This is a genomic window from Chryseobacterium sp. KLBC 52, from assembly GCF_003347605.1.
In the GTDB taxonomy this organism is placed as follows: domain Bacteria; phylum Bacteroidota; class Bacteroidia; order Flavobacteriales; family Weeksellaceae; genus Chryseobacterium.
The window spans coordinates 201,637-228,407 of the sequence record NZ_QDFZ01000007.1; the positions used below are offsets into that span (position 1 = coordinate 201,637).

Here is a 26,771-nt window from a genome sequence, read left to right on the forward strand (position 1 = left end):
ATGTATAAAAAGTTAATTTTATTGAGCGCAATTGCTATAAGCTTAAGCTCATGCATCGGTTATAAAGAAGCTACGAAGGAGAATATAAATGAGCTGAAAGAAAAGAGTGAAATTGCGTCTCACATACAGATTCCGGATGACTGGATTTTTGACAGAAAGGCTGGATCAAAATCAATTTCCTATGACTGGATCAATGATCTTAAGACCTCACAGCTGGAAGCTCTTATTAATGAAGGAATGTTATATAATGCGGATCTGATTATTGCCAGAGAAAAGCTCAATCAGGTTGAGCTGGCCATGGAAATTGCCGGAAGTGATCTTTATCCGAGTGTAAATGCTGTTGCCAACACTTCCAATAATCTGGTCAGTGGAAGCCAGGTTCAGCGTCTTGCCTTAAAAGCCAATTGGGAAATTGATCTTTGGGGTAAAAATAAATCTTCACAGATGGCAAGTACCAGCAGTTATTTTTCTTCCAAACACCAGAATACCCTGCTGCATCAATCTATTGCAGGAATGATTGCCAAAGCTTATTTTCTGAATATTGCAGGAAACATCCAGGAAGATAAGATTGAAAGCTATATTCAGAAAACCAAAGATCTGGAGAAGCTTTATATCATTCAAAAAAAAGTAGGAACGGCCAATGCTCTCGATATTTCCAATATCTCTGCGGAAATCATTTCTTTGCAGGGGTATCTTGAAAAGATTAAAAATGCCAACAGGCAGTCCAGAAGGTCTCTGGAACTTCTTACCGGGAAATATCCGGAGGGAAAACTGGCCACCCAGAACTTTTTCACCCCTGTAAAAAGTAGTATTCCTGAATCTTTTCCTCTTGAACTTCTGGAAAACCGATCAGACATACAGGCCAGTCATTTTCAGATCGAAAAAGCTTTTTATGAAGTACAGGAGGCTAAAGCAGCAAGACTTCCTTCACTAAGTATCAGTTCTTCGCTTGGAAGTGCCGGAAGTAATGTGGAATCCATTAATTCTCTATTTTCCAATCCTTTGGTAAAAGTGGGAGGAGGATTGGTTTCTCCACTATTCAATGGTGGAAAGCTTAAAAAGAATGTGGAAGTAAAAAATTTCCAGCAAAAACAAGTCGTTGAAGAATATTCAAAAGCTGTTCTGAATGCATTAAATGAGGTGGAATCTTCATTAGCCAATCTCCGTTCTATTGAAAAGCAGATGAATTATACTACTAACGCTGTTAATGAACTGAAAAACAATATTACGCTTACAGAGAAGCAAATAAAGGTGGGTACCAACAACAGTTTTGTACTTATCCGTAAACAAAGGGACCTTTTGAAAAGTGAAATGAACCTCATCAATCTGGAACTTCAGTACAGAATAGAGCGTATAAATCTTTATATGGCTTTAGGTGCGGAGAACTTCATTTATTCATAATTTTTATACTTGAGAGACTGCAGATTATGTTCTGCAGTCTTTTTTATAAAGTATTAATGAGGCAGTTGATCTCTGAAATATCCATATACCCATGTTCCGGCAATAGCGCTCAGTAAGGTAACAGATACGGCTAAAGCACCCGTCCCGATCTGAGCAAAAAGAGGTCCGGGACAGGCTCCTGTTATCGCCCAGCCAAAACCAAAAATCAATCCACCGTAAATCTGACCTTTGTTGAACTTTTTAGGAGTAAGGGTAATAGGTTCCCCATATATTGTTTTTATTTTAAATTTTTTAATCAGCCATACTGAAATCATTCCTACCAATACAGCACTTCCAATAATTCCGTACATATGGAAAGACTGAAGACGGAACATTTCCTGTATTCTGAACCAGCTGATTACTTCTGCTTTTACGAAAATAATCCCAAAAATAATTCCTGCTGCAAGGTATTTCAGATTGTGATACCATTTGTGATTAAGGGCACTTTCGTTCACGCAAACAGTATCCTGGCGGCGTATATCCTGTTCTTTTTCTTTGATCATAATGTAATTCTCTTTTTAAATTCTACTTATAGGGAAAGTATGATGGGTAAAATAAAGTTGGCCATTAAAAAGCCTCCAATCATAAAACAGACTGTTGCCACCAAAGAAGGCCATTGTAAGTTGGAAAGTCCCATGATTGCATGACCGCTCGTACATCCTCCTGCGTACCTTGTTCCGAAACCTACCAAAAATCCTCCCACTACCATCAAAATAAATCCTCTCAGGGTTAGCAGGCTTTCGAAATTCATCAGTTGTACCGGAACCAGATTGCTGTAATCTGTGATTCCATATCCTGCCAATTCTGCTTTCAGATCAGGATTCACTGTTATTTCATTAGGATTCACCAAAAATTGGGATGTAATCAATCCTCCGAAGAAGATTCCCAGTACAAAAAATAAATTCCAGGCTTCTTTTTTCCAGTTATATTTGAAAAAATTCACATTGGCCGGAACACAGGCTGCACAGATATGCCTTAGAGAGGAACTGATTCCGAAGGATTTATTTCCCATAATCAATAAGGCAGGAACGGTAAGACCAATCAATGGCCCGGCAACATACCAGGGCCAGGGTTCTTTTATAATTTCTAACATTTTTTAATTCAATTTATTTAAAATTTTAGTCTGACACACAAAATCACTTTTAGGAACATTTGTGGAGGCAATGGCATTAAAACCACCTTCAATTTCTGAAAAGTTTCTGTATCCTCTTGCCTGAAGGATACTCGCTGCCATTGTGCTTCTATAGCCGCTTCCACAATGCATGTAGAAATGTTCTGCTGGCTCTATCTCATGAATCCATTCATTGATATAGGCCAGAGGTTTATTGTAAGCTTCATGAATATGTTCTGCATGGTATTCACTCTCTTTTCTTATATCAATAATTTTTGCTTCTTTTTCTCTGATTTCAGTTTCAAATTGTTCTGCAGAGATACGGTTGACAAAGTCTGTTTCTTTTCCGCTCTGTTTCCAGCTTTCAAAACCTCCATCCAGAAAACCTAAAATATGATCAAATCCTACTCTGCTCAAACGGGTTACCGCTTCTTCTTCACTTCCTTTTTCAGTGACCAGCAGAATAGGCTGGTTGACATCAGCAATTAAAGCACCCACCCAAGGGGCAAAATCGCCATCCAATCCTATATTGATGGACTGCGGAATAAAACTTTTGGCAAAATCACGGTTGTTTCTTACATCCAATACCAAAGCTCCTGAAGCTTCAGCAATTTCCTCAAACTGTTCCGGTGCAAGGGCATGCAACCCTTTTGAAAGTACTTCATCGAAACTGCTGTACCCTTTTTTATTCATCATCACATTCATTCCGAAATAAGCCGGTGGAGGTAAAAGGCCATCCGTTACTTCTTGTATAAAACTCTGTCTGTCCTTTTGATTCAAGGCATAATTGGTTCTTTTTTGATTTCCCAGAGTATCTACGGTTTCTTTCTGCATATTTTTACCGCAGGCTGAACCGGCTCCATGAGCTGGATACACCGTAATATCATCTTGTAAAGGCAGAATTTTATGATACAAACTATCATATAAAAGACCTGCCAGTTCTTCCTGATTCATATTTGCTGCTTTCTGTGCCAGGTCTGGACGGCCAACATCCCCAAGAAATAAGGTATCACCACTAAAAAGAGCCGTTTCATTACCATTTTCATCAATTAAAAGGTAACATGAACTTTCAAGGGTGTGCCCCGGTGTATGAAGAACTTTAATTTTAATATCTCCTAGTTCAAATATCTGTTCATCTTCTGCAATAACTGCATCAAAGTCGGGATTGGCTGTTGGCCCATAAACAATCGGAGCTCCTGTTTTATGGCTTAAATCCAGATGTCCGCTGACAAAATCTGCATGAAAATGCGTTTCAAAGATGTATTTCAATTCTACTCCATCTTCTTTCAGTCTGTTGATATAAGGCTGTGTTTCTCTTAAAGGGTCAATAATTGCGGCTTCTCCGGCTGAAATAATATAGTAAGCTCCCTGAGCAAGACATCCTGTATAAATCTGTTCTATTTTCATTGTATTTTATTTTTTATTATGTTATCTGATACAAATTTCCTGTTTTCGTTTTTTCCGTACCGCTACTTTTGTTACATAAGAACATTAAAGGAATATTTCTTTCGTAATGATATAAATACCCATGATCAGGATAAACCATCCAAATGCGGGTTTCAGTTTTTTACCATCTATCATTTTTGATAGTTTTGAGCCCATTATAATTCCTGCAATGGCAATGGCCGTAACAGAAAGCAGAAGCTCCCATTCTATTTTCATATGATTTACAGAGGAAAAAAAGCCGATCAGAGAATTAAGCGAAATAATGGCTAATGAAGTCCCTATCGCAATCTTCATGGGGATTTTTAACAGGTTAACCAATGCCGGAATGATCATAAAACCGCCTCCAGCTCCTACCAATCCGGTTAAAACACCGACTATTGAACCCTGTCCGACTGCCAGAAAAACATTATTTTCATTCTGAATATTTTCTAAAGTTCCTTTTGGAGAATTGCTTTTAATCATTTTATAGGAAGCCAGAATCATTAAACCTGCAAAAACCAATAATAAAAAGATATTTCTGGTCATTGTAAAACCCTGTATCCGAAATACTTCCTGAGGAATTAAAGGAAGAAGATAGATCCTGGTCAGAAAGATGGAAATAACAGACGGTATTCCAAATATCAACGCCACCTTAAAATTAACCAATCCTTTTTTAAAATAGGACACAGACCCCACCAAACTACTGATTCCCACTACAAAGAGCGAATATTCTGTGGCCAGAAAAGCATCAATTCCAAAGAGATAAACGAGTACAGGGACGGTGAGAATACTTCCTCCACCTCCTATTAAACCTAGCGAAACCCCAATTAAAACGGCGGCTGCATATCCTATAATTTCCATTTCTATTCAACTAATTATGATGCAAAAATGGGAATGTGAGGAGAAAGCTACAGCTACTTTTGTTACATAAGGAGATTTTTTACACGAATGAACATTAATGGTTTCCCAAAGGACACAAAGAAGTTAGAATAATTCCTCTTCTTTGAGATTGCTTCACCTTCGGTTCGCAATGACTTTTACCACCCCGTCAAAAATTCTTTGAATTTTTGCCACCCCTCCGGAGGAGGGGAATATGAGTACCTTCGATTAAATTGAGGGAGAACTTATGAGTTCAGGGTTTTCAGGAGGACAATTTTATTTCTGCCCAGCTTGAGTCTTCTGTCTTCTTCAAGCTGTTTCAGAAGTCTTGATACCACTACTCTTGCTGTTCCCAGCTCATTGGCCAGCTGTTCATGGGTCGTATGGATGGTTTCAGAGCCGGTAAGTTCAGATTTTTTCTGCAGCAAATTGAGAAGTCTTTCATCTACTTTTTTGAAAGCAATCGCATTGATGATATCTAATAGTTCTTCAAATCTTTTGTGATACAGTCTGAAAATATAATCCAGCCATTCCGGATGTTCTTTGATGAATAAAGATACTTTGTCTAATGGTAAGAAAAGTATTTCGGCATCTTCTTCAATCTCAGCTTTTACAATGCTTTTTTCATTATGCATACCACCCAGAAAAGACATAATACAGCTTTCCCCTGCTTTGATGTAGTATAATAAAATCTCACGTCCGTCTTCTTCTGTTCTGATCACTTTCAGCATTCCTTTCATCACAATAGGAATGGAACGGATGGAAGCATTTTCATCTAAAATAATGTCTCCTTCATGGTAATTTTTCGTTGTACCATACTGATACAGCTTTTCTACCAGTTCCGGAGATGATGAGAATTCGGAAGAAAGTATGGTGTCGTCCTGCATTTTTTTATTCTAATTTACGCCAATTTCATCGACAAACAACCATGCTTTGGAATCTGCGCCGGGATTTCCTGCCGGAATAATGCCTGCATTTTCAATACTTACTTTCAGGTATTTCGCGTTCTGCATTCCTATATTCAGTTTGATTTTTCCATTGGCATTTTTAATTTCTACGGTTCCGATTTCTTTGATCAGTTTAAAATTCTTATTATCATCAGAAACAAAAATCTTTGCAGATTTAGCCAGATGAATCCAGCTTCCTTTATTCTCAAGGGTATTGAAATACACTTCTGAGAAAGCTGTTTTCTGACCAAAATCTATGGTTGCCACCACATCGTTACCCTGAAAGCCCAGCCATGTTTTACCCAGCTGTTTTACATTTCCGATAATACCATCTACTAAGGTGAAAGCACCTCCAAAAGAATAATTCTCATTGGGTTGCTGCTCCAATGTTATGCTTTTTCCTGTGGTCTTGGAAATCGTAAATTGCTGCGATGAGATAGCACTCTTTAATTGCCCGTCTTCAAAATAGGCTGATTTAACCGTTAAAGAATTAGGAATCTGAACTGCATTCTGATAGGTTTTAGAATTGATGGAAGGCGTGGTTCCGTCCAGCGTATATCGGATACCGTTTGAATTCTGCGAAGTAGACAGTTCATAAGCAATTCCGTTATTGGAAGGAATGACTTTTCCGGTGATGTTATAAATGCTTTTGGCATAATTTACCTTCATATGATCCAGAACTTTAAACTGGTTAATCACTCTGTTTTCAAATTCTTTATAGTTTTTAGGATCTGAAGTTCCCCATCCCACTTCGGAAAGTGCCATTAATCTTGGGAAAATCATATACTGTACCTGTTTGAAGTCCAAAATATATTCTGTCCAGAGATTTGCCTGAACTCCCATGATGTACTTACTCTGTTCTGCATTCAGTTCGGAAGGAATAGGATTGTAAGAATATACTTTTTCCAAAGGTGTAAACCCTCCAAAGGCATTAGGTTCAGACTGCGGATCTCCCTGATAATGGTCAAAATAGCAGTACGCTCCAGGAGTCATTACAGCAAAGTGTTTTGATTTTGCAGCTTCAATACCTCCATTCACGCCTGTCCAGCTCATTACGGCCGCATTCGGAGCTAATCCGCCTTCTAAAATTTCGTCCCAGCCAATAATTTTCCGTCCTTTACTGTTGACATATTTTTCAATCCGATGAATAAAGTAGCTTTGCAAGCCATGTTCATCTTTTAAATTATTTTTCTTAATCAGCTCCTGGCAGTGCGTACATTCCTTCCATCTTGTTTTCGGGCACTCGTCACCGCCAATATGAATGTATTGGGAAGGGAATAATTTGATGACCTCATCCAGAACATTTTCAAGAAAGGTAAAGGTCTCCTCTTTTGGGCAGAAAACATCATCAAAAACGCCCCATTTTGTAGCAGGCTCAAAAGGTCCTTGGGTACATGCCAGTTCAGGATATGCAGACAGTGCAGCCAAAGCATGCCCAGGCATTTCAATTTCAGGGACCACAGTAATGTGTCTGTCCTGAGCGTATTTTACCACTTCTTTTATTTGTTCCTGTGTATAAAAATAAGGTCCATAAGGTTTTCCATCAAACGTATTATCAACATAAGCTCCGATCATGGATTCCTTACGTTTTGAGCCAATTTGCGTCAGTTTCGGATATTTTTTAATTTCAATTCTCCAACCCTGATCATCCGTTAAATGCCAATGGAAGGTATTCAGTTTATACATCGCCAGATAATCGATATACTGTTTCACCTCATCAACAGTGAAAAAGTGACGGCATACATCCAAGTGCATTCCCCTCCATGCAAATTTCGGCTGATCTTCGATTTTCATAGCCGGAATTTTCTTTCCCTCTTTATACTGTTCAATAAGCTGAATCAAAGTTTGAAGAGCCAGAAAATACCCTTGTTTCGTATAGGACTTAATATGAACTTGATTTGGAGAAATTTCTAATGAATAATATTCTTTTTTCTGTTCAGTTTCTGCTTGTGAAGCTGAAGGAATTACAGAGCTTGTTAAATGAATTCCACCTCCCTTCTGAGCATATTGAAATTCTAATTGAGAACCAATCCTTTTTTTGAAATATTCTGTTTCCTCTTTTGGCAGGTTACCGCTTAGTACAAAAGTTTTTGGGATTACAAATTCTCCCTGTAAAAGTTGAACTTTTTGAGGATAAGGAATTAGATTTAATTTATTCTGGGCAAAAATCACGTTTGAAATCAATACAAAAAGTACTAAAAAAGTCCGTATCATTGGATGTGGTTAAGGTTTAAGCTAAGATAATTATTTTTCAAAACTCTTTGGGCCTTTTTTAAAACAAATTAAAGACCTTGTGGGTGGGAATTCCTGTAAAATGAAGTATGTACAGCTTTTAAATCATTCTGTCTAGAAATTATTCTATAAAATACTGTTTATTATGGTTTGTTTTTTGATCAATTGAGTTGACTTAAAAAAATTAAAAGGTTTAAATTTGTAAAAAAATAAGATGAAAAAAAACATTTTTCTGGCAGCCGCTTTATTATTTTCTTTATCAGCTCAGGCACAAATCTTTGATATTATAAAATCTGCTGTTAAAGATAAAACTGGCGTAGATCTTAATGTTCCTGTAAAAAATAATGGTACGGCAACGCCTACTAAGACTACCCCTACTGCTTCCGGTTCCAACAATTCATCTGCCAACCTGGGAAACCTTACTTCCGGTCAGATTTCTTCAGGGTTAAAAGAGGCCTTAAGTATGGGTGTAACGGATGGAGTAAAAAAACTTGCAGTAACAGATGGTTTTTTCAAAAATGAAGCGGTAAAAATTTTAATGCCTGAAAAATTAAGAAAAATCGACACTACTTTACGTTCCATCGGAATGGGAAGCCTTGCTGACGAAGGGGTAAAATTACTGAACAGAGCTGCTGAAGATGCTGTAACAGAAGCCGCTCCTATTTTTGCAAATGCCATAACCTCCATGACGATTACAGATGCCAAAAATATCTTGCTGGGGAGTAATAACGCTGCAACCAACTATCTGCAGGGAAAAACCCAGACTCAGCTATTTAATGCCTTCCAGCCTAAAGTAAAAGCTTCTTTAGGGAAAGTAGGTGCTGACACCCTTTGGAAAAACCTGATTTCAAAATATAATACGTTTACCGGACAGGCTGTTACTACAGATCTTAACGAATATGTTACAACAGAAACCATTAATGGAGTTTTCAAAATGGTAGCAGATAAAGAAAGCGGGATCAGAAATACACCTGCCATGAGAACTACGAGTATTTTGCAGAAGGTGTTTGGAGCTCAGGATGGGAGATAAAATAAGAAGCTGGATAGTAGAGGTTAGAAGTTAGATTGACATATTACCATTTAGATATAAAAGCTGTTTCAATGATGAAACAGCTTTTTTGGGTTTTACTTTCTTTTGTCTTAAAACAAAAGAAACAAAAATTCAAGACCTGGAGCTCTCCGCTAAAAATAAGTCCTGTTCTCTAAAAATTCTAAACTTGCGCGAAATCATTATTTCTTTATCGGTTCTAAGTTTGCCTCGCGCTTCGGACAGAAGAATTTTCTTAACGTTCACAGAACTTATTTTTTTGACGCTGCGAGTTCCTATGTCGGGGTTAAAGTTATTTATAGAACTATTTGTCTGGACCTAAATGATAATAACAATGTTTTTTTGTTGACCTGATTTCTTTTGTCTTGAAACAAAAGAAACAAAAGTTCAAGACCTGGATCTCTCCGCTAAAAATAAGTCCTGTTCTCTAAAAATTCTAAACTTGCGCGAAATCATTATTTCTTTATCGGTTCTAAGTTTGCCTCGCGCTTCGGACAGAAGAATTTTCTTAACGTTCACAGAACTTATTTTTTTGACGCTGCGAGTTCCTATGTCAGTTGTAAGGTGAGCTCATAGAACTATTTGTTTGTATCTAAATGAAGAAAGGACCGTTTTTTATTGTCTTATTTTCTTTTGTCTTGAAATCGAAGATTCGACGTAGTCAAACAAAAGAAACAAAAATTCAAGACCTGGACCTCTCCGCTAAAAATAAGTCCTGTTCTCTGAAAATTCTAAACTTGCGCGAAATCATTAATTCTTTATCGGTTCTTAGTTTGCCTCGCGCTTCGGACAAAAGAATTTTCTTAACGTTCACAGAACTTATTTTTTTGACGCTGCGAGTTCCTATGTCGGTTTATTGAAGACATCTTATAAAAAGTTTCGGCCTCACTTTGTGAGGCCGAAACTTTTTATATTTTATTCAGATTAGAACTGCATTTCAGGAATTTCTCCTTCAATAATCAGGTCAGCTTCTGTTGCTTTAATAATATCTTCTACTGAAACGCCTGGTGCTCTTTCTACCAGCTTGAATCCTGCCGGAGTTACATCCAGAACAGCTAATTCCGTAACTACTTTTTTCACACAGTTTACCCCTGTTAAAGGAAGTGTGCATTTTTTAAGGATTTTGCTTTCTCCTGCTTTGTTTACGTGCATCATGGCTACGATAATATTTTCAGCAGAAGCTACAAGATCCATCGCACCTCCCATTCCTTTTACCATTTTTCCCGGAATTTTCCAGTTGGCAATATCTCCGTTTTCTGAAACTTCCATCGCTCCAAGGATAGTAAGGTCTACTTTCTGACCACGAATCATCCCGAAACTGAAGGCTGAATCAAAGAATGAACCTCCTTCCAGAATAGTAATAGTCTGTTTTCCGGCATTGATGATATCAGCATCTTCTTCTCCTTCGAAAGGGAAAGGTCCCATTCCCAAAACTCCATTTTCACTCTGGAATTCTACGGAAATACCTTCCGGAACATAGTTGGCAACCAAAGTAGGAATCCCAATTCCCAGGTTTACATAATAACGATCTTTCAGTTCTTTTGAAATTCTTTTGGCAATTTGTTCTTTTGTAAGCATAATAAAAACTTAGACTGCAATTTAATTATTTTCACTTGAATACAAAAGGGCTTTGTTGTATTCAATAATTAACACTGTTAGTTAAAATAATATCTGTAATTTTGTTTCATTATTTTTTAATAGAATGAAAATACTTTTTAGATATCTTAAACCTTATCAGTGGCTGATAATCATCTCGTTATTTTTGGCTACGATCAACCAGGTTTTTTCTTTATTTGCTCCGGCCATCACAGGAAATATCCTGGACCAGCTGGTTACTCATCCTAACTTTTTTGATAAAGAAAAGTTATTGCCCAGAAACCTGAATGAATATTTATATGGAAGCTCTGCATATCACGGTGCTTTTTACTTTTTGGGGCTGCTTATCGGAACAGCAATGGTGAGCAGAATTGCCAAAGCATTTCAGGATTACGTGGTCAGTGTGATTACTCAAAAATTTGGAGCGAAGATATTTACAGACGGTTTAAAACATTCTATGGCACTTCCCTACCAGGAATTTGAAGATCAGCGAAGTGGTGAAACCCTGTCGATTTTAACGAAAGTAAGAGAAGATACAGTCAAATTCATCACGAACTTCATCAATATTTTCTTCGGAATTCTGGTGAGTATTATTTTCGTTTCTGTGTATGCAATCCGTTTACACTGGTCTATTATGCCTGTTTATATCTGTGGAATTTTCTTTATTGCAATTGTTACCAATTTATTGAGTAAGAGAATCAAAGTGATCCAGAAAAATATCGTCACTGAAACCACCGCTTTAGCCGGAAGTACTACTGAAAGTCTTAGAAACATTGAGATTGTTAAAAGTTTAGGATTAACCAATCAGGAAGTGATCCGTTTAAATAACAATACCTATAAGATTCTTGGGCTTGAACTGAGAAAGGTGAAAAGTATCCGTTCTCTGAGTTTTATTCAGGGAACAATGGTCAATTTTCTTCAACAGTTAATCACCCTGACTCTTTTATTTTTAATTTTTAAAAACATTGTGACTCCGGGTCAATATCTGTCTCTGATGTTTTACGGTTTCTTTATTTTCGGGCCTATGCAGGAAATCGGAAACATTATTATTTCTTATCGTGAGGCAGAAGCTTCTCTTCAGAATTTTGACCGTTTGATGAAAAAAGAAGTAGAAGAAAAACCTCTTCATCCGAAACAAATAGGAGCTATTGAAGAACTGGAATTCAAACATGTTTCTTTCAAGCATCAGTCTGCACAGTATAAAGCTTTAAATAACATTTCCTTTGATCTTAAAAACGGTGAGACCATTGCTTTTGTAGGACCAAGCGGTTCCGGAAAAAGTACCCTGGTGAAACTATTGGTTGGATTGTACAGACCTCAGGAAGGGAATATTTTTTACAATGGAATCAATGGAAAAGAATTTGATTTCGATGAGCTGAGAAATCAGATTGGTTTTGTAACACAGGATACCCAGTTATTTGCAGGAACTATTAAAGAAAACCTTCTTTTCGTTAATCCTTCCGCTACTGAAGAAGAACTGGCCGTTGCTTTACAGAAATCAAGCTGTACCGCATTATTGGAAAGAGCTGAAAAAGGAATTGAAACCGTCATTGGTGAAGGCGGTCTGAAGCTGAGTGGTGGTGAAAAACAAAGAATTGCCATTGCAAGAGCACTTCTGAGAAAACCTCATCTGTTGATTTTTGATGAAGCTACTTCTGCACTGGACAGTATTACCGAAGAAGAAATTACCACTACGATAAAAGACATTTCGAAAGAAAGAGAACAGATTACCGTTCTCATTGCGCATCGTTTAAGTACGATTATGCATGCAGACAAAATTTATGTTCTCGAACGCGGACAGGTTGTAGAAACAGGTTCCCATGCCAATCTTATTGACGAAAAAGGACTTTACTACGCGATGTGGAGACAACAGATCGGAGAAAGAAAAACACTTACTCCTCAAGCATAAAAAAAGCGCTGAATGCATGTTCAGCGCTTTTTATTTTTATGGTTTGAGCTTATTCTTTAATTCTTACGGTTCTCTGTTCAATTCTTTTTTCAAATTTTTCTCCCTGGAAAATTCTCTGAACCATGATTCCCGGAATATGAATTTCGTTCGGATCCAATTGTCCGGGTTCTACCAATTCTTCCACTTCAGCAATGGTAATCTTTGCTGCACCTGCCATCGGATGGTTGAAGTTTCTTGCTGATCCTTTAAAGATAAGGTTTCCTGCATGATCACCTTTCCAAGCTTTTACGATAGAAAAGTCTGCATCATAAGCGTGCTCCAGAATATGAGGTTTTCCTTTGAATTCTTTTACTTCTTTCCCTTCTGCTACTTCAGTTCCGTAACCTGCAGGTGTATAAAATGCCGGAATTCCCGCCTGAGCAGCTCTGCATTTTTCAGCTAAAGTTCCCTGAGGAGTAAGTTCTACATCCAGTTCACCTGAAAGCATCTGTCTTTCAAACTCAGCATTTTCTCCTACATAAGAAGAGATCATTTTCTTGATCTGTCTTTTGTGAAGCAATAATCCTAACCCGAAATCATCTACTCCCGCATTGTTTGAAATGCAAGTAAGATCTTTCACATCGCTTTCTACCAAAGCATTGATTGAGTTTTCAGGAATACCACAAAGTCCGAATCCGCCAAGCATCAATGTCATTCCATCATTAATTCCTTCGATGGCCTCCTTTGCATTTTTTACTCTTTTATCTATCATGAAATATTAGATTTTTCTGTTGGCTAAATTTAATAAATTTTCTTGTATATCCTATGAATAGAAACAGTACTGCATTCAATACATTTTTTCAAAACCGTCCCAAAACATTTAAAAACATCATTATCAAAACATTACATCAAAAACCGAACAAGTCTGTTCATTTTTTACCTTATTTCTCATCAATTTCATCTATATTTGCCCTCTCAAAGCCGGAAATACCATTTTTTTTATTCTGGCTGTAACATAAACACAACTTTAATGTAGAAATTATTTCACTGGCGGACAAATACTGCCTTTTCGCTTCTTTTGATCGCTACAGAGATCTGTTTCTACACCCTTCATCACATTAATCATATATAAATATCAAAGCTTACAAAAAAACATGAAAAAATTATTTACCTCAGCATTACTGGCACTGGTACTCAGCATCAATGTATGCGCACAGGAAAAAACGTATTTCGATGAAAACTGGGAAAAAACTACTCAGGATAACATGGAATACTACCGTGAAACGACTTCTAAAGGAAAACTTACTCTTATCAAAGATTTCTATAAGGACGGAAAACTTCAAATGGAAGGTCTGGCTTCAGACCCAACTCCTAACAGTGAAGTTTTCGAAGGAAAAGTAACCTGGTATACTGAAGAAGGAAAAGTTCAGAATTTTGCCACCTATTCCAACGGACAACAAATTGGTCCTGCCCAGACTTATGATACAAAAGGCAGGCTGACAGAAGATGTTGTATATAAAGCTGATGGAAACTTCTCAGGAAAGATGTTCAGTTATAAAGATGCTGAAGATGGAATGGATTTTAATATTCTTGTTGATTACGAAAACTCAACGCCTGTAAAAACAACTGTTTACGATGATGACCTTAAAGGAATCAGAAATGAAACCATTATTGATAAGGACAGCAACACTGAAACAAAATATTACGGCGAAAAAGGGAAATATCTTGGCAGCAGTACTACTTCCGGTGCGGGTGAAAATATGATGGTGGATTATTATTCAAGCCCAATGAAGATCTCAAAAATCGAGAAATATAGAAAAGACGGCAGTGTAAAGGAAGGCGTTATCTATAGCAAAAGCGGAAAGATCTTACAGGAACAGAAAATGAATAAAAAAGATGGCTATAAAACCACTTATGATGAGTCGGGTAAAAAATTAGGGCATCTGGTATATCAATATGATAAAGAAAATGATATTTACAATCCAATGGATGGAGAGGACTATCAGCTGGCTTATGAATATTCACAGATTTCCTCTATTGATACTTATGAAAAAGGCTCAAAGGTAACCAGTAAATATTTTGATGAAGACGGAAAGTTATCCTCCGAGCAATTTTTAAAAGATGATCTTATTCAGGAAATTAAATATTATTCCCAGGATGGAAAGCTGAAATCTACATTAACATACAAAGATGGAATTCCTTATAATGGTACTACTTATGAAGGTTTTAGTGAAACGGTTTATAAGGAAGGTATTATCGTAAATATCAAAAACTTTTTTGAAGGTAACAATACGAAACTAAGTTTTGAAAAAAAACTGAACGCTAAACAAACAGGCTATGATGCAACTGTTTATGACCCAAAAGGCACTATTTTATATACATTCACACAACCGATCAGTGAAGATGGGGATGATTATTCCTTCACAGCACAAATCACACAGTATGTAAAAGGAAAACCTGCCCATAAGTCTTCTGTAAAAGCTGGTGTTATTCAAAGCGGAAAAATCAGAATAAAAACATGGGATGGAGCTAAAGAACTTGAACGCAGCGGGAAATGGATCTTGTTAAAGCTTTATAATATGGATGGAAAGCTCATTCAGGAAACTAAAACGCTGGCCGATGCTCAGGATGAAAATGCTAATGCTGAAAACCAGACCCTGATTAACGAAGATGATCTGCATCATTTATTTGACTAATTACCACAACTATATATCAAAGGCGGTTTCATTTTTTGGAATCGCTTTTTTAATTAATCACAGATTTTTATTGACACATTTACTTAACAATAAAAAAATCAAAGATTTTAAAACTTCTGTGACTTTTATTGTTTTGTTTTTGCCCACAGATGACGCAGAATTTCACGGATAATTATGGAAAATTAAACTTTTTTACATCTATAAAAAGAGGCTATCATTTCTGACAGCCTCTTGATTATAATTGTGTTTTAGTTTACTTTACTGAATAATCAGCTTTAAAGTAAATAGTTTTCTTCCGTGTACTTTTACAAAATAAACGCCTGCCGGAAGATTTTCATTCACCAAAGAGAAACGTTGGTTATTGATATTTTTCGATACATACAATAATTCTCCCGAAGCTGAGACCAATTCAATTTTTTCAATCGGGTAATCACTTTTAATAAAAGTAGGTTGTCCCGGTTTGGTTGGATTGGGATACAATACTACATTTTTCTCTGTACTTCTTGTTTCTTCAGTTCCTAAAGTAGGTGAAGCCACCTGGAATTGCACTCTGTTCGACACTTCTGTATAGGAATCATTGGTAAACATGACCATGTAGTAATTTCCTGGTGTTGCAGGTACAGCTGTTCCCTGAATGGTTTTTGTTCCCTGAGTTACTCCATCAAAATAAGTATAAGAAACAAAATTATCATCCGGTGTCTGAACACTTTGAGGATAAATTCCTAACCAGTCTTTAATGATTCCCGGAGAGTCTGTCCATGAAGCCGTAATATTTTCTCCCAAAGTATATACAGGTTTGTTAATCCAAAGATCGGTAACGATATCACCTACTTTGAAGAATACCTTCTCCCCGATTCCGTTATATCCATCTTCCAACAGATACTGAGCATAATAATATCCTTTTGGAAGCCCTGTAAAATTCAATGTTCCGGATGCAGTTGTCACATAGCTCCATTTGATAGAAGCTGTAGTTCCCGGAGTCTGTCCCATTTTATAAATTCCGATCCAGTCTTTCTGTAAGTTCGGTCCATCTGTAAAATTGATAGTAACCGTTCCTCCTACCGGATACGTATCAGCAGTGGTCTGCAACTGTACTTTCGGTCCTACATAGAAATTTTTCCTTGGAGTGATTTCGGTATATCCTCCGTTTGCAAAGAATCCTGCAAAATACTGACCTTTAGTAGCCAGACCACTATTGAAAGTTACTGTTCCTGCAGTCTGTCCATTCGTATAAATATAGCCTTGTGAAGTGGTAGAAGCCGGAGTTTGTCCTTTTTTATAGATTCCTACCCAATCCTGCTGATTTCCGGGACCTCCAGTAAATGTAACCGTGATAGCTTCATTCTGAGCATATTCTGTTTTGTTTAAAGTAAAAGTAGGATTTGAAACCACACTTCCTGTAATTTCGAACTGCTTCACATCACTCCACTCACTCCACTCAAGGTTTCTGTCTCTGTAACGTGTTTTTACATAATAGATTCCGTTGGGAATAGAATTCGCTGCCAATGTTGCTTTTGTGATGTCTACTCCATCATTCAGGTTTTTCGTTTTATCGGGAGTTCCGTTTCCGTCTTTTCCGAACCAGTTTTCAAAATCGCGGTAGAATTCCTTTTCAATCACAGAGAAGTTCGAGGCTTTACTGATCTGGAACTGAGTTGTATTTAAAAGCTCTCCATTAGAAGATGAAAATGCACTTCCATTCAATGTCAAAGGTAAAGTAATTGGCCCTGAGAAAGTATTTGTAATGGATGGCTTTGCCGGTTTGGGCTGATTTTTATATCTGTGGAAAGAGTCTACCAGCAAATTATTTTTCTTGTTGTAAACTCCACCGATTGAATAGCATTCGATATCCACTTTTCCGGTTGGAATATCTACTTCCACAATCTGATAGGTCCAATCTGTCAAAGTTTTCTGAACATCGTCAAAATCCTGTTCATTAGACATTCCCCAATATTGATCCCAGGCTGTTCCTCCGGAAATAATCTGATAGTTTGGCGTATTTTTAAGCTGACCTCTGTGGTATAAATGGTGGTGAGCCCCAACATGCATTAAATATTTATCAGAAGTTACCAGAAGCGGTACGGCATTTTCTCTTACCCAGGTAGAAATATCTCCTACATACTGCTCTGCCTGATACGGTCTGTGACTTAAAGAAATAATCCAGTCTACCGTAGAATCATTGTTGGCAGCCGTTAAGATCTGCTGAAGCCATGTCTGTTGTGCTGATCCGGTATGTTCAGAACTTAAACTTACAAATAATACATTTCCTGCCTGCTGGGCATAATAATTTTCATTTCCTGAGCTTATTCCTTTATAACTGATTTCATCAATATAAAAATGGGCATAGTAGGAATTCATTCCCATCGTTCCGTAGGTTTCATGGTTTCCTACCGTTGTCTGAATAGGCAGATAAGGTGATAGTTTGATATTCTTTTTAAAGTGAACATTTTCATAGTGATCCAATGTACCTACGTCTACCTGGTCACCTACCATAAAAGTAAGCGCAATATTATCTGACGGATCTGAAGCAGCTCCGAATTTTTCCTTGAGTTTTTTATACGCATTCAATGTAAGCGTATCATATCTTGGCTCTGCTTTGATCTGATTATCCCCCATAATAAGGAAACGGATCTTTCCATTGGCAGTTACCGCCTGTCCCGGTAAAGGAAGTGTTCTGAAATTGTAAACGGCCGACTCACTGGTTCCTGTTTTGATCTTATAATAATATTTGGTATTCGGCTGAAGGTTAGTAATCTTTGCAGTGTGGTAATAGTAATTGTTGTTGTATCCCGTATCTGAGAAGATGTTGGTAGTTCCCGTTACGGTAACGTTCAGATTCGCTGGAGAATCTCCATAGATTACTGTTGTTTCATTATTGGAAGCTGTTTTCCAATTGACGATCATAGAATTCGGGGTGGGATTTTGTAAATAAGGATACAAAGCCTGCCCGAAAGCCATCTGGACCGCGAAACAAAAAAAGAAGAAATAATGTTTCATAGTAGCTTAAGTTTTAAAGTAACATATATTTTTAAGTTGTGAATCAGGAATTTAAAAACCGTTATCCGGATTTTTTACTTCGGGCAAAAGTAGAATTCCCATATAAACTCTGTCTGATGGGATTTTAAAGAAACCGTTAATTTTTCAGCAAAACCGGAATGAAAAAATTATAGTTTTTAGCACATTAAATATTTGGTATATTCAAAAACTATTTTGTACATTTGCAACCTGTTATTCAACCTCTGACGAAGAACGTGTAAGTTGCTTAGCTTTAACATTTTATTTTATTAATAATGGATTTATTAAAGTACGTACAAGACAAGTACATTGCGAAAAAAGAATTTCCTGAATTCAAAGCAGGTGATACAATTACTGTGTATTACGAAATTAAAGAAGGACAAAAGACCAGAACTCAGTTCTTCAAAGGAACAGTTATCCAATTAAGAGGTACTGGTTCTACAAAAACTTTCACAATCAGAAAAATGAGTGGTGATGTAGGTGTAGAAAGAGTATTCCCTATTAACATGCCTGCACTTCAAAAAATCGAAGTTGATAGAAGAGGTAGAGTTAGAAGAGCTAGAATTTACTACTTCAGAGACCTTAGAGGTAAAAAAGCAAGAATCAAAGACGCTGCTTACAAGAAGAAATAATTCAGACAACAATACATACAAAAAGAGGCTGTTTACGTGTAAACAGTCTCTTTTTTTGTTTCAATATTTTTTACTTTCTATAAGGAGTACCTTCTCCGGTTTCCAGAAACTTTTTCAGACTGGCAATAAATTGCAGCCAGCCATTTGAGCAGATCTCATAACATTCAATAGCCGGGTTCAGACCGATATGAGTAAGTTTTATCCGGCTGATCCCTTTCTTTTCCTCTATTTCCCATACAATTGTTGTCCCGATCCACTCTGTTTGGTTCTTTAATTCAGGAAGAGCAATTAATGAGTCTTCAACAGACCATACAACTTTTGCATTGGCGGTTAATTCTTTCACACGCATTGTTTTGTGAATCTGATCTCCAAATCTTATGGTAAAAAGATTTCCTACCTCCGAAGAGGATCCTTCAAACAATTCGGTCCACCAAAGAGGAATTTCATGAGTCAAAGCATGATATATTTTATCTGCAGTAGTGCTGATCTCTATTACACATATGTAATTCTCAACGTTATTGGTATTCATTGTTTTCATAAATATTGTATTAGGTAGTACAATTTTATGAAAATTACGAGGAATCAGGCTTTTCATAGGGCAAGAAATATACGTTGAAATTCTTGAGCAGAAGTCATTTTTAGAATTTTGTATGACACCAACCTTGTCAAGGTTGCGAACCTTGACAAGGTTAACAATCGTACTTTTTATCAGCTGCAAAAAGACTATTCATGCGCCATAAGATATTGCAGAGGTGTTGAACCTGTATGTTTTTTGAAAAACTCAATAAAAGCACTGTCTGATGAAAAGTCAAGGATATGCGACACCTCTCCTATTGAATTACCTTCAACCAAAAGCTCAATAGACCTTTGTAACCTCCATTGCTGTCTCCAATCCTGATAAGACAATCCGGTTTCTTTTTTAAAAATGCGACTGATTGTTTTCTCCACAGCTCCGGTCTTTTCGGCAAGGTCTTTCAGCATTGGAGGCATAGAATGACGTAGTGTCCATTCTTCAACTGTTCTTTTAAAACGTCTGTCCTGTGGCATTGTAAGTTCCAGTTTTTCTTCCGGAGCCCTTTGCATTTCATCCCAGAATACGTTTAAAAGATTGGTTTGATCATTTTTGAGAGCTGACCATTCCCAAAAACAAATCCTTTCTATAATTTCCTTTAACAAGGCGTTGACATGAAGAACTTTCATATCTGGTTTTATATACTTTTGGGAATAGTCTTCATCAAAATAGATGGATCTATAGGCTACAATATTCCTGAAATTTACACGATGAACTTTATGGGCAGGAATCCAAAGCATTCTGAACGGAGGAAGAACAAGCTGCCTGTCGGAGGTAGTCACTGTCATACAGCCTGATGGTGCATACAACAGTTGAGACTTTGTTTTATGAAAGTGAAAACCGGAATCATGCAATACCATATCAGAAGCTATCCCAATTACTTTTTCTTGAAGAGTATCTGCATTGAAGCTTTCATTTTGCTTTAGTATAGCCATGTCCCATTTTTGATGTTTTTTGTTTTTATATCATTATAAATATACATTGATTTTTTGGAAACTTTGCATAAAAAAATGAAAAAGACAAATCCTATCTGGCTGCTTACTTTGCTTGTGATGCTTCCACAGTTTGTAGAAACTATATATAGTCCCGTTTTACCGACAGTACAGGAAAAGTTTGGAGTGAATGAAGAATCAGTTACCTTAACGATCAGTTTATATTTTATAGCTTTTGCGCTGGGTGTAGCATCCTGGGGCATTCAATGCGACAGGATCGGAAGAAAAAAATCATTGGAATACGGTCTCATTACCTATGGAATCGGAACTTTGGCAGCTGTTTTTGCACCTGATTTTATCACTCTTCTTATAGCCAGGATTATTTCTGCATTTGGAATATCAGTGGGTTCCATTGTGACACAAACCATTTTAAGAGACAGCTATGACAAAGATAATCTGAGTAAAGTATTTTCCTGGATCGGCATTGGCTTATCTGTAAGTCCTGTAGTGGGAATGATTACCGGTTCGGTACTGGCCTCTTCTGTGGGGCATCAAGGTGTATTTATAACATTATGTATGTTAGCCCTATTATTCTTCATTCTCTCCCGAGAAAAAATTTCTGAAACCCATCATGCTCCAAAAGAAATCAGCATCAGTATTTTGGGAAGTTTGCTCAAGCGGATGCTTCGTGATCACGAAATTATCAGATGTTGCTTACTGATCATGAGTTTTAATGTGTTGTTATTTTCATACTATTCGCTGGCTCCTTTTATCTTTAAAGAAAATCATTATGCTCCTTATATCTTTGGGTACAGCAGTATGATACTTGCCTCAGGTACATTTGCTGGGGCAAAGCTTAACAGATATTTGTTATTCAGGAATATACAACCAAAATATTTAGTTAAATCAAGTACATATATAGCATTTATCGCCTCTATTTTCGTATGGATTCTGACAGGAACTGGAATTTATTTTTTAATTCCCTATTTCTTCATTGTGATGGCTTTCAGCCTTGCCATCCCTAATATACTGAGTACAGCGCTTATTAATTATAAGAGCGAAACAGGAAGTGCCGGAGCTTTATTAGGATTGTTTTATTATATCATGATAGGTTCAGGACTAATAGTGATTGGTTTTATACAGAATCTTGGAATCTCGTGTGTGCTGTTTTCTGGTATTGGAGTTTGTACTCTGTTGTTCTTTAAGAGTAGAAAGAATTAATTTTGAAACATTAAGTGTAATGAAGATGATAAGAATCGTTAAGTTTCATCAAAGATGAAAATTAAGCAGAATAATTAATTACTTATAAAACTTAATGTTTCAAATATTTTAGAGTTTACAATGAAATTATTGTATAAAATTATAAAGTGCTTCAATAAATTTAGGGTAGACTTCGATATGAGGAAGATGCCCTACATTTTCAATCTCTACAAGCTTTGAACCTGCAATTTCACGTTGGGTTTTCTTTCCCAATTCCTGATACTGTCCCATCTTCGGCTGAAGTTCTTTAGGTGCTCTGTCCTTTCCTATTGCCGTTCTGTCTCTTGTTCCAATGATAAGCAATGTAGGAACTTTGATATTTTTAAATTCATAACATACCGGCTGATTGTAAATCATATCCGTGGTAAGTGCAGCATCCCAGGCTACCTGAGGATAATCTTTATGAAGAGTCCACCCTGCGATTAAGTCAAGCCAGGGTTGATATTCTTCTTTCCATTTGTTGTCGTAATAGAATTTAAGCTGATAATTTTTATACGTTTCAGCTGTATTTTTAAGTTCAGACTGATAGGCCTGATCAATGGTCTGATACGCTGCAAAAGTTTTATAATCTTCCAATCCGATCGGGTTTTCAAGAATCAGTTTTTGTACTTTCTCAGGATATAATAATGTAAATCTGGTTGCCACCATTCCTCCCATTGAATGTCCTAAAACAATCGTTTTATCAATTTTCAGTTCATCCAGAACCGCCTTTGTATTTTCTGCCAGCTGCGAAAAAGAAAACTGATATCCATGAGGTTTTGATGATTTTCCAAATCCTATCTGATCAGGAATTACTACTCTGAATCCTTTAGCAGAAAGATCTTTAGCTGTTCTTTCCCAATAAGCCCCATTAAAGTTTTTTCCATGAAGAAGCATGATGACTTTTCCATTGGATTTTTGTGGCTGCACATCCATATAAGCCATTTTCAAATCTTCACCCTGAGACTTGAAATTGAGATAATGTACTTCATAGGGATATTGATAATCAGACAGCATTGCATCCAGAGGTTTTACCTGTGAAAACATAAAACCGGAGACTGTCACTGAAAAAACAGTTATTATATTTCTGAAATGTTTCATGAAACGTTTATTTTAAAGATTAAAATTAAAAAAAACCGCCCCAAAAGGAACGGTTTTAACTGTTATTTTTAGTTAAATATTTTTTAGACAATTATGCCATTGACACTTCTTTTTCTTTTTTTGAAGGTAAATTCATCAAAACAATAGCAAAAAGAATCAGGACAATTCCTACCCACTGGATGAGAAATACTTTCTCTCCAAGTAAAACAAAGGCCATTGTTACGGAAACCGGAAGTTCCAATGATGAAACGATACTTCCAAGTCCCAAACCTGCATTTGGAAACCCAACATTGAATAAGATCGGCGGGATAATAGTTCCAAAAAGAGCCAGTACAAATCCATACGTGAGAAATATTGAATAATTAAATGAATGGATATGTTCTGTATTATCAGTAAAATTCAAGTATAATGATTTTAAACCATCAAAATACATAGGCCCGATCTGAGCAAAGAATAAGAATGCGAAAACAACAACTGAACCCCCTGCCAGCATAATAATACTCTTTCTGAAAACCGGAAGATGAGTAGCCAGCGTATTAGAAGTGAACATTGTTAAAGTATATGAAGCTGCGGCCATCAGTCCCCAGAAAACCCCATGCCAATCCAGTTCTATTTCCATATTAATAAGATTAGTTGCGAGAACTGTTCCCAACAATACGATAACCACAGAAACCACTTTCCTTGTATTGGGTAGCTTTTTTGTAATAATACTCTCCACTACCACACTGAACCATACCGACTGCATCAATAATACAATAGCAATGGAAACATTGATATATTGCACGGCAATATAATAGAATAAACTTGTCCCACCCAAAGAAGTTCCTGCAAGCAAGAGCATTCTTACTTCTTTAGAACTTGGCATTGATAATTTCTGTTTTGAGGTTAAGGTCTGAATAAAGTTGAGGATCAAAAGTCCTGTCAAACCTAATACGAATTGGGAAGTAGTAACTTCTGAGGTGGTAAAACCATCATGGTAAGCCATTTTCACAAATGTGGCCAACATACCGTATATACTAGCTCCAATTCCTACAAATAAAACACCTTTTAGTATATTTTTCTTCTTCATAATTTTTTTAACAGCCTGCAAAGGTACGACATATTAATTTAATCATTCTGAAGTGTGATGGTAATAGATAAATAAAATCGCCACAAGCAAGCTTGTGGCGATTTTGAGATTGATTATAAAAGTAAATTATTTTTTAACCATTACTTTCGAAGCTGCTTCGAAACCTAGTCCTTTGATTTTAACCATATAAGTCCCGTTAACAAGATTGCTTGTAGAAATTGCTTTCTTGGCATCCGGTGAGATTTTATCTTCTGAAGAAACCAGTTTACCAGACATATCATACAATTCTACACTTACTTTTCCAAGAGTATTGCTTGGGAACTTAATATAGAACTCGTCTTTAGCAGGATTTGGATAGATAGAAATATTATTGTTCTTATCCGCCTTTACATCATTGGTAGCCAATAAACATGCTTCCGGAACATTAAAATCCTGAACCTGGTCATTAATATTATTTTTAACTCCTGCTGATGCATTTACTCCTAAGCCTCTTCTTGCAAACACGCCCCAGATCATACATTTATCCTGACCCTGAGTAGTTGCCAGCTCAGCTGCTAAAATTGCATTTCTCCCATCAATGAAGCTAGGGTTACAGCCTTGAAGCTTAAGGGCGTCCGTTACTAACTGTAATACTTTTGTGCTTCCGTTAGGTGTCGTTGATAATACATCTGAAGCATAACCATATTTTTCAACATATTTCCAATGAAGGTCCCATAACATGGTTGCCCAGACAAAACCAATTGAGTGTACATCCGGCACAACTGCTGTTCCGTTATTGTATTCCATTCCGTTGGTATTTCCGTACGTAAATCCGTTAATCGCCAGGTTTGTAGAATATTTTGCAGGTCTGATACCAGCTCCTGTGATAGCCTGACCTAATGCATAGGTTCCTGTACCTCTTGCTACTGTAGCATCGTCTCCAGCTTTATTAGTCAACATTAAGGCAAAGAAATCAGACCAACCTTCTCCCATCTGTTCCTTGCTCACTCCTGAATTCAAACAGTTGTATCCGGTACCGGTCATTCTGTTGGATATTCCATGGCCATATTCGTGGGTTACAATTCCGTTATCAAAACTTCCGTCAGGCGTCAGATTTCCTTTTAAAGTAACATTTACTGTTGTACTTGCTGCCAACTGAGTTTTGATATATTCTCCTTCTGCATTGGTAATCAATACTGAAGGAATGGTAATTGTAGGGTCATTCCCCGCCATATTTCCTATAGTAGAACCATTTACTGCATTGTTATAGATAATAGCCGCTTTAGCTCCTGCATCCTGAAGGTTTTTCACTTTTACTGCAAAAGCACATGTTCCTCTCTCAACCAAACCGATTTTTTCTGTCAGTGAACCTACAGGCAATGCCGTACATCCGTCTAAAACTGATGAAAGCGCCACATCTCCTGTTAATCCACTCATCGGTAGTGGATTACCAAACTGTGCAGTTCCTGCTCCCGGTGTACGGGAAACAGCAGCACTTGGTGCATTATAGAAGAACACTCTTCCAACAGGAGACCATAGATACATCTGCATTTTACCATTGTATCCATCCGGTGGTGAAGAGAAGTTTGCATTGTTTAATCCGCTTCCATCCTGCGCCTCAGCATATACAGAGTCATCATCTCCACCTACAGGTCCGCTTCCAAAATTGTTTTGCTGGAAGTTTCTTCCTGTTTCTGTAAATCCGAATTTGTAGAAAACGTCATGAATCTTGTTGTTCAGATAAAATAAATTCGTAATAGCAGCATTTCTGTTATTGGCAGGAGTTTCATTGATATTAAATGGGAAGTCAAAATTTCTTGTTGCCCCACCTTCTGCCGGTGCTCCTGTAAGGTAATCAGGTGCTGTTAAAGCCGTTCCTGCTACATCTTCGTAAGCAAAAACATTATTTCCTCTAGTAACAGTATAATGATTGGTTCCGTCAGAATGCCATCCTTCTGGGGAAGCAGTGAGATTCCAAGGGTTGGTAATGATTGATCTTGAGCCAAAAGTAGGTGCTTCTATAGGCAGAGGAAACACATTATATGACGCATTATCTGGTAAAAGTAATGGAATATTGTTATTCTGAGCGATATTGTTTTGAGGCCCAACTAATGTATTTTCAAAATGATTGGCATGGCTATACTCAGCATCTGAGCTATAGGCATCGTGATGAAAATTACAAGATAGTGTAAGATTATTTTTCAACAGAATATTTCCATTGTTGGCATCTACTACAATATTCCAGTAATTGGGAGATTTTGGTTCCATTAAGGTATATTCATACGCCAAACGCAGGTTTCCGCTCTCATCATTTGCATATACCAATCTTTGATTGGCTGAGGTAGCTTTCTTCTGAGTTTTTTCAAGGTACTCAAGAATAGTGAAGTTGGCAATATCAGGGTTTTTCAGATCTTCAGCAATCTTCTGAAGCGCTGTGGTTTTACTGATAGCAGCCATACCTGAAGTAGATGCTGTATAATCTTTAACAAAATTATCCGTATAATAAATAATTTTATTATCCCTGATTAATGCTGTTCCAACAGAACTGTATACCGGTAAACCTTTATAAGTCTGTAAAAATTTAACAACATTACCATTCAATGATTTTGAAGGATCTACATTATCAACAATGATATTATTCAGATCCGACTTCTTATATTCCCTTATTTTATTTTGAGAAATATAATCTTTAATCAATGTTTCATTATCCTGGCCGAACAATATTGCCGGAAACGCAGAAAATACCGCAAACAAAATAGGTAGAGCTTTATTTTTCATATCCATTATTAAAGCCGCTAATCTACAAATAATTCACATAACTTTAATGATTTTTATAGTAAAAATTAAAACATAAATTGATAATCACAAAAAATAAACCCTAAGAATAATTTTATATATTTCTCAATTAAGAGAACCCTACATTATATTTATGCGTACCACATTATATTTACAACATTATTTATTTTTTTTC

Annotated in this window: 20 protein-coding genes; 6 read left to right on the forward strand and 14 right to left on the reverse strand. The window is 36.8% G+C overall.

Features of this window, described 5'->3' with window-relative positions:
- The gene (locus tag DDF69_RS09805; RefSeq protein WP_114820632.1) at window positions 1-1,401 is read left to right on the forward strand and encodes a TolC family protein; all 1,401 of its coding nucleotides are present in this window, start codon (window positions 1-3) and stop codon (window positions 1,399-1,401) included.
- Between the two features lie 53 nt (window positions 1,402-1,454).
- Here the strand turns inward: DDF69_RS09805 and DDF69_RS09810 are convergent, their stop codons facing one another.
- From DDF69_RS09810 to DDF69_RS09835, 6 genes are all read right to left on the reverse strand, one after another.
- Entirely contained in the window at window positions 1,455-1,943 is a 489-nt protein-coding gene (locus DDF69_RS09810) for a DUF6691 family protein (RefSeq protein ID WP_114820633.1), read from the reverse strand.
- 26 nt (window positions 1,944-1,969) lie between these two features.
- A complete protein-coding gene (locus DDF69_RS09815; RefSeq protein WP_114820634.1) occupies window positions 1,970-2,533 on the reverse strand; it encodes a YeeE/YedE family protein in 564 nt (187 codons plus the stop codon).
- A gap of 3 nt (window positions 2,534-2,536) precedes the next feature.
- Window positions 2,537-3,958 (reverse strand): MBL fold metallo-hydrolase, encoded by a 1,422-nt coding sequence (locus DDF69_RS09820; protein ID WP_114820635.1) that lies wholly within the window; start codon window positions 3,956-3,958, stop codon window positions 2,537-2,539.
- Window positions 3,959-4,042: 84 nt separating this feature from the next.
- Window positions 4,043-4,837, reverse strand: a complete 795-nt coding sequence (locus DDF69_RS09825) for a sulfite exporter TauE/SafE family protein (RefSeq protein ID WP_114820636.1) — start codon at window positions 4,835-4,837, stop codon at window positions 4,043-4,045.
- A 263-nt stretch (window positions 4,838-5,100) separates the two neighbouring features.
- Window positions 5,101-5,742 (reverse strand): Crp/Fnr family transcriptional regulator, encoded by a 642-nt coding sequence (locus DDF69_RS09830; protein WP_114820637.1) that lies wholly within the window; start codon window positions 5,740-5,742, stop codon window positions 5,101-5,103.
- 9 nt (window positions 5,743-5,751) lie between these two features.
- A complete protein-coding gene (locus DDF69_RS09835) occupies window positions 5,752-8,016 on the reverse strand; it encodes a family 20 glycosylhydrolase (protein WP_114820638.1) in 2,265 nt (754 codons plus the stop codon).
- Window positions 8,017-8,248: 232 nt separating this feature from the next.
- Between DDF69_RS09835 and DDF69_RS09840 the strand changes: the two genes are divergently transcribed.
- Window positions 8,249-9,064, forward strand: a complete 816-nt coding sequence (locus DDF69_RS09840; protein WP_114820639.1) for a DUF4197 domain-containing protein — start codon at window positions 8,249-8,251, stop codon at window positions 9,062-9,064.
- 942 nt (window positions 9,065-10,006) lie between these two features.
- On the opposite strand, the gene DDF69_RS09845 is transcribed toward DDF69_RS09840, so the two are convergent.
- Window positions 10,007-10,660, reverse strand: coding sequence for a CoA transferase subunit B (locus DDF69_RS09845; protein WP_002980639.1), 654 nt, complete (start codon window positions 10,658-10,660; stop codon window positions 10,007-10,009).
- 124 nt (window positions 10,661-10,784) lie between these two features.
- On the opposite strand from DDF69_RS09845, the gene DDF69_RS09850 reads away from it, so the two are divergent.
- The gene (locus DDF69_RS09850) at window positions 10,785-12,587 is read left to right on the forward strand and encodes an ABC transporter ATP-binding protein (protein WP_047432356.1); all 1,803 of its coding nucleotides are present in this window, start codon (window positions 10,785-10,787) and stop codon (window positions 12,585-12,587) included.
- 49 nt (window positions 12,588-12,636) lie between these two features.
- Here DDF69_RS09850 and DDF69_RS09855 read toward each other — a convergent pair whose 3' ends face one another.
- On the reverse strand, window positions 12,637-13,338 hold the full coding sequence (locus DDF69_RS09855; protein ID WP_114820640.1) for a CoA transferase subunit A: 702 nt from the start codon (window positions 13,336-13,338) through the stop codon (window positions 12,637-12,639).
- A 382-nt stretch (window positions 13,339-13,720) separates the two neighbouring features.
- Here DDF69_RS09855 and DDF69_RS09860 point away from each other — a divergent pair, with 382 nt between their 5' ends.
- Window positions 13,721-15,262, forward strand: a complete 1,542-nt coding sequence (locus DDF69_RS09860; RefSeq protein WP_114820641.1) for a toxin-antitoxin system YwqK family antitoxin — start codon at window positions 13,721-13,723, stop codon at window positions 15,260-15,262.
- Between the two features lie 258 nt (window positions 15,263-15,520).
- Here the strand turns inward: DDF69_RS09860 and DDF69_RS09865 are convergent, their stop codons facing one another.
- Complete coding sequence (locus tag DDF69_RS09865; protein WP_114820642.1) at window positions 15,521-18,259, reverse strand: fibronectin type III domain-containing protein; 2,739 nt, start codon at window positions 18,257-18,259, stop codon at window positions 15,521-15,523.
- A 293-nt stretch (window positions 18,260-18,552) separates the two neighbouring features.
- On the opposite strand from DDF69_RS09865, the gene rplS reads away from it, so the two are divergent.
- Window positions 18,553-18,909, forward strand: a complete 357-nt coding sequence (gene rplS / locus DDF69_RS09870) for a 50S ribosomal protein L19 (RefSeq protein WP_002980648.1) — start codon at window positions 18,553-18,555, stop codon at window positions 18,907-18,909.
- A 70-nt stretch (window positions 18,910-18,979) separates the two neighbouring features.
- Here rplS and DDF69_RS09875 read toward each other — a convergent pair whose 3' ends face one another.
- A complete protein-coding gene (locus DDF69_RS09875) occupies window positions 18,980-19,447 on the reverse strand; it encodes an SRPBCC family protein (protein WP_162800896.1) in 468 nt (155 codons plus the stop codon).
- 185 nt (window positions 19,448-19,632) lie between these two features.
- Window positions 19,633-20,415 carry an AraC family transcriptional regulator gene (locus DDF69_RS09880; protein ID WP_114820644.1) on the reverse strand — a complete coding sequence of 261 codons (783 nt, stop codon included), beginning with the start codon at window positions 20,413-20,415 and terminating at the stop codon, window positions 19,633-19,635.
- A gap of 75 nt (window positions 20,416-20,490) precedes the next feature.
- Between DDF69_RS09880 and DDF69_RS09885 the strand changes: the two genes are divergently transcribed.
- Window positions 20,491-21,633, forward strand: coding sequence for a multidrug effflux MFS transporter (locus DDF69_RS09885; RefSeq protein WP_114820645.1), 1,143 nt, complete (start codon window positions 20,491-20,493; stop codon window positions 21,631-21,633).
- A 126-nt stretch (window positions 21,634-21,759) separates the two neighbouring features.
- Here DDF69_RS09885 and DDF69_RS09890 read toward each other — a convergent pair whose 3' ends face one another.
- The 3 genes from DDF69_RS09890 to DDF69_RS09900 form a co-directional block, all read right to left on the reverse strand.
- Window positions 21,760-22,752 carry an alpha/beta fold hydrolase gene (locus tag DDF69_RS09890; protein WP_114820646.1) on the reverse strand — a complete coding sequence of 331 codons (993 nt, stop codon included), beginning with the start codon at window positions 22,750-22,752 and terminating at the stop codon, window positions 21,760-21,762.
- A gap of 91 nt (window positions 22,753-22,843) precedes the next feature.
- Window positions 22,844-23,821: an EamA family transporter gene (locus tag DDF69_RS09895; RefSeq protein ID WP_114820647.1), complete on the reverse strand. Its 978-nt coding sequence runs from the start codon at window positions 23,819-23,821 to the stop codon at window positions 22,844-22,846.
- 126 nt (window positions 23,822-23,947) lie between these two features.
- The gene (locus DDF69_RS09900; RefSeq protein WP_228411957.1) at window positions 23,948-26,578 is read right to left on the reverse strand and encodes a T9SS-dependent M36 family metallopeptidase; all 2,631 of its coding nucleotides are present in this window, start codon (window positions 26,576-26,578) and stop codon (window positions 23,948-23,950) included.
- Window positions 26,579-26,771: the final 193 nt, after the last annotated feature.

Excerpts from the sequence above, each read along its gene's own strand:
- DDF69_RS09875 (WP_162800896.1), bottom strand. The coding sequence starts at position 19,447 with ATGAAAACAATGAATACCAATAACGTTGAGAATTACATATGTGTAATA.
- DDF69_RS09880 (WP_114820644.1), bottom strand. The coding sequence starts at position 20,415 with ATGGCTATACTAAAGCAAAATGAAAGCTTCAATGCAGATACTCTTCAA.
- DDF69_RS09900 (WP_228411957.1), bottom strand. The coding sequence starts at position 26,578 with ATGAAAAATAAAGCTCTACCTATTTTGTTTGCGGTATTTTCTGCGTTT.
- DDF69_RS09820 (WP_114820635.1), bottom strand. The coding sequence starts at position 3,958 with ATGAAAATAGAACAGATTTATACAGGATGTCTTGCTCAGGGAGCTTAC.
- DDF69_RS09810 (WP_114820633.1), bottom strand. The coding sequence starts at position 1,943 with ATGATCAAAGAAAAAGAACAGGATATACGCCGCCAGGATACTGTTTGC.
- DDF69_RS09825 (WP_114820636.1), bottom strand. The coding sequence starts at position 4,837 with ATGGAAATTATAGGATATGCAGCCGCCGTTTTAATTGGGGTTTCGCTA.
- DDF69_RS09895 (WP_114820647.1), bottom strand. The coding sequence starts at position 23,821 with ATGAAGAAGAAAAATATACTAAAAGGTGTTTTATTTGTAGGAATTGGA.
- DDF69_RS09830 (WP_114820637.1), bottom strand. The coding sequence starts at position 5,742 with ATGCAGGACGACACCATACTTTCTTCCGAATTCTCATCATCTCCGGAA.
- DDF69_RS09845 (WP_002980639.1), bottom strand. The coding sequence starts at position 10,660 with ATGCTTACAAAAGAACAAATTGCCAAAAGAATTTCAAAAGAACTGAAA.
- DDF69_RS09850 (WP_047432356.1), top strand. The coding sequence starts at position 10,785 with ATGAAAATACTTTTTAGATATCTTAAACCTTATCAGTGGCTGATAATC.
- DDF69_RS09860 (WP_114820641.1), top strand. The coding sequence starts at position 13,721 with ATGAAAAAATTATTTACCTCAGCATTACTGGCACTGGTACTCAGCATC.
- DDF69_RS09805 (WP_114820632.1), top strand. The coding sequence starts at position 1 with ATGTATAAAAAGTTAATTTTATTGAGCGCAATTGCTATAAGCTTAAGC.
- DDF69_RS09890 (WP_114820646.1), bottom strand. The coding sequence starts at position 22,752 with ATGAAACATTTCAGAAATATAATAACTGTTTTTTCAGTGACAGTCTCC.
- DDF69_RS09815 (WP_114820634.1), bottom strand. The coding sequence starts at position 2,533 with ATGTTAGAAATTATAAAAGAACCCTGGCCCTGGTATGTTGCCGGGCCA.
- DDF69_RS09855 (WP_114820640.1), bottom strand. The coding sequence starts at position 13,338 with ATGATAGATAAAAGAGTAAAAAATGCAAAGGAGGCCATCGAAGGAATT.
- DDF69_RS09840 (WP_114820639.1), top strand. The coding sequence starts at position 8,249 with ATGAAAAAAAACATTTTTCTGGCAGCCGCTTTATTATTTTCTTTATCA.
- DDF69_RS09865 (WP_114820642.1), bottom strand. The coding sequence starts at position 18,259 with ATGAAACATTATTTCTTCTTTTTTTGTTTCGCGGTCCAGATGGCTTTC.
- DDF69_RS09885 (WP_114820645.1), top strand. The coding sequence starts at position 20,491 with ATGAAAAAGACAAATCCTATCTGGCTGCTTACTTTGCTTGTGATGCTT.
- rplS (WP_002980648.1), top strand. The coding sequence starts at position 18,553 with ATGGATTTATTAAAGTACGTACAAGACAAGTACATTGCGAAAAAAGAA.
- DDF69_RS09835 (WP_114820638.1), bottom strand. The coding sequence starts at position 8,016 with ATGATACGGACTTTTTTAGTACTTTTTGTATTGATTTCAAACGTGATT.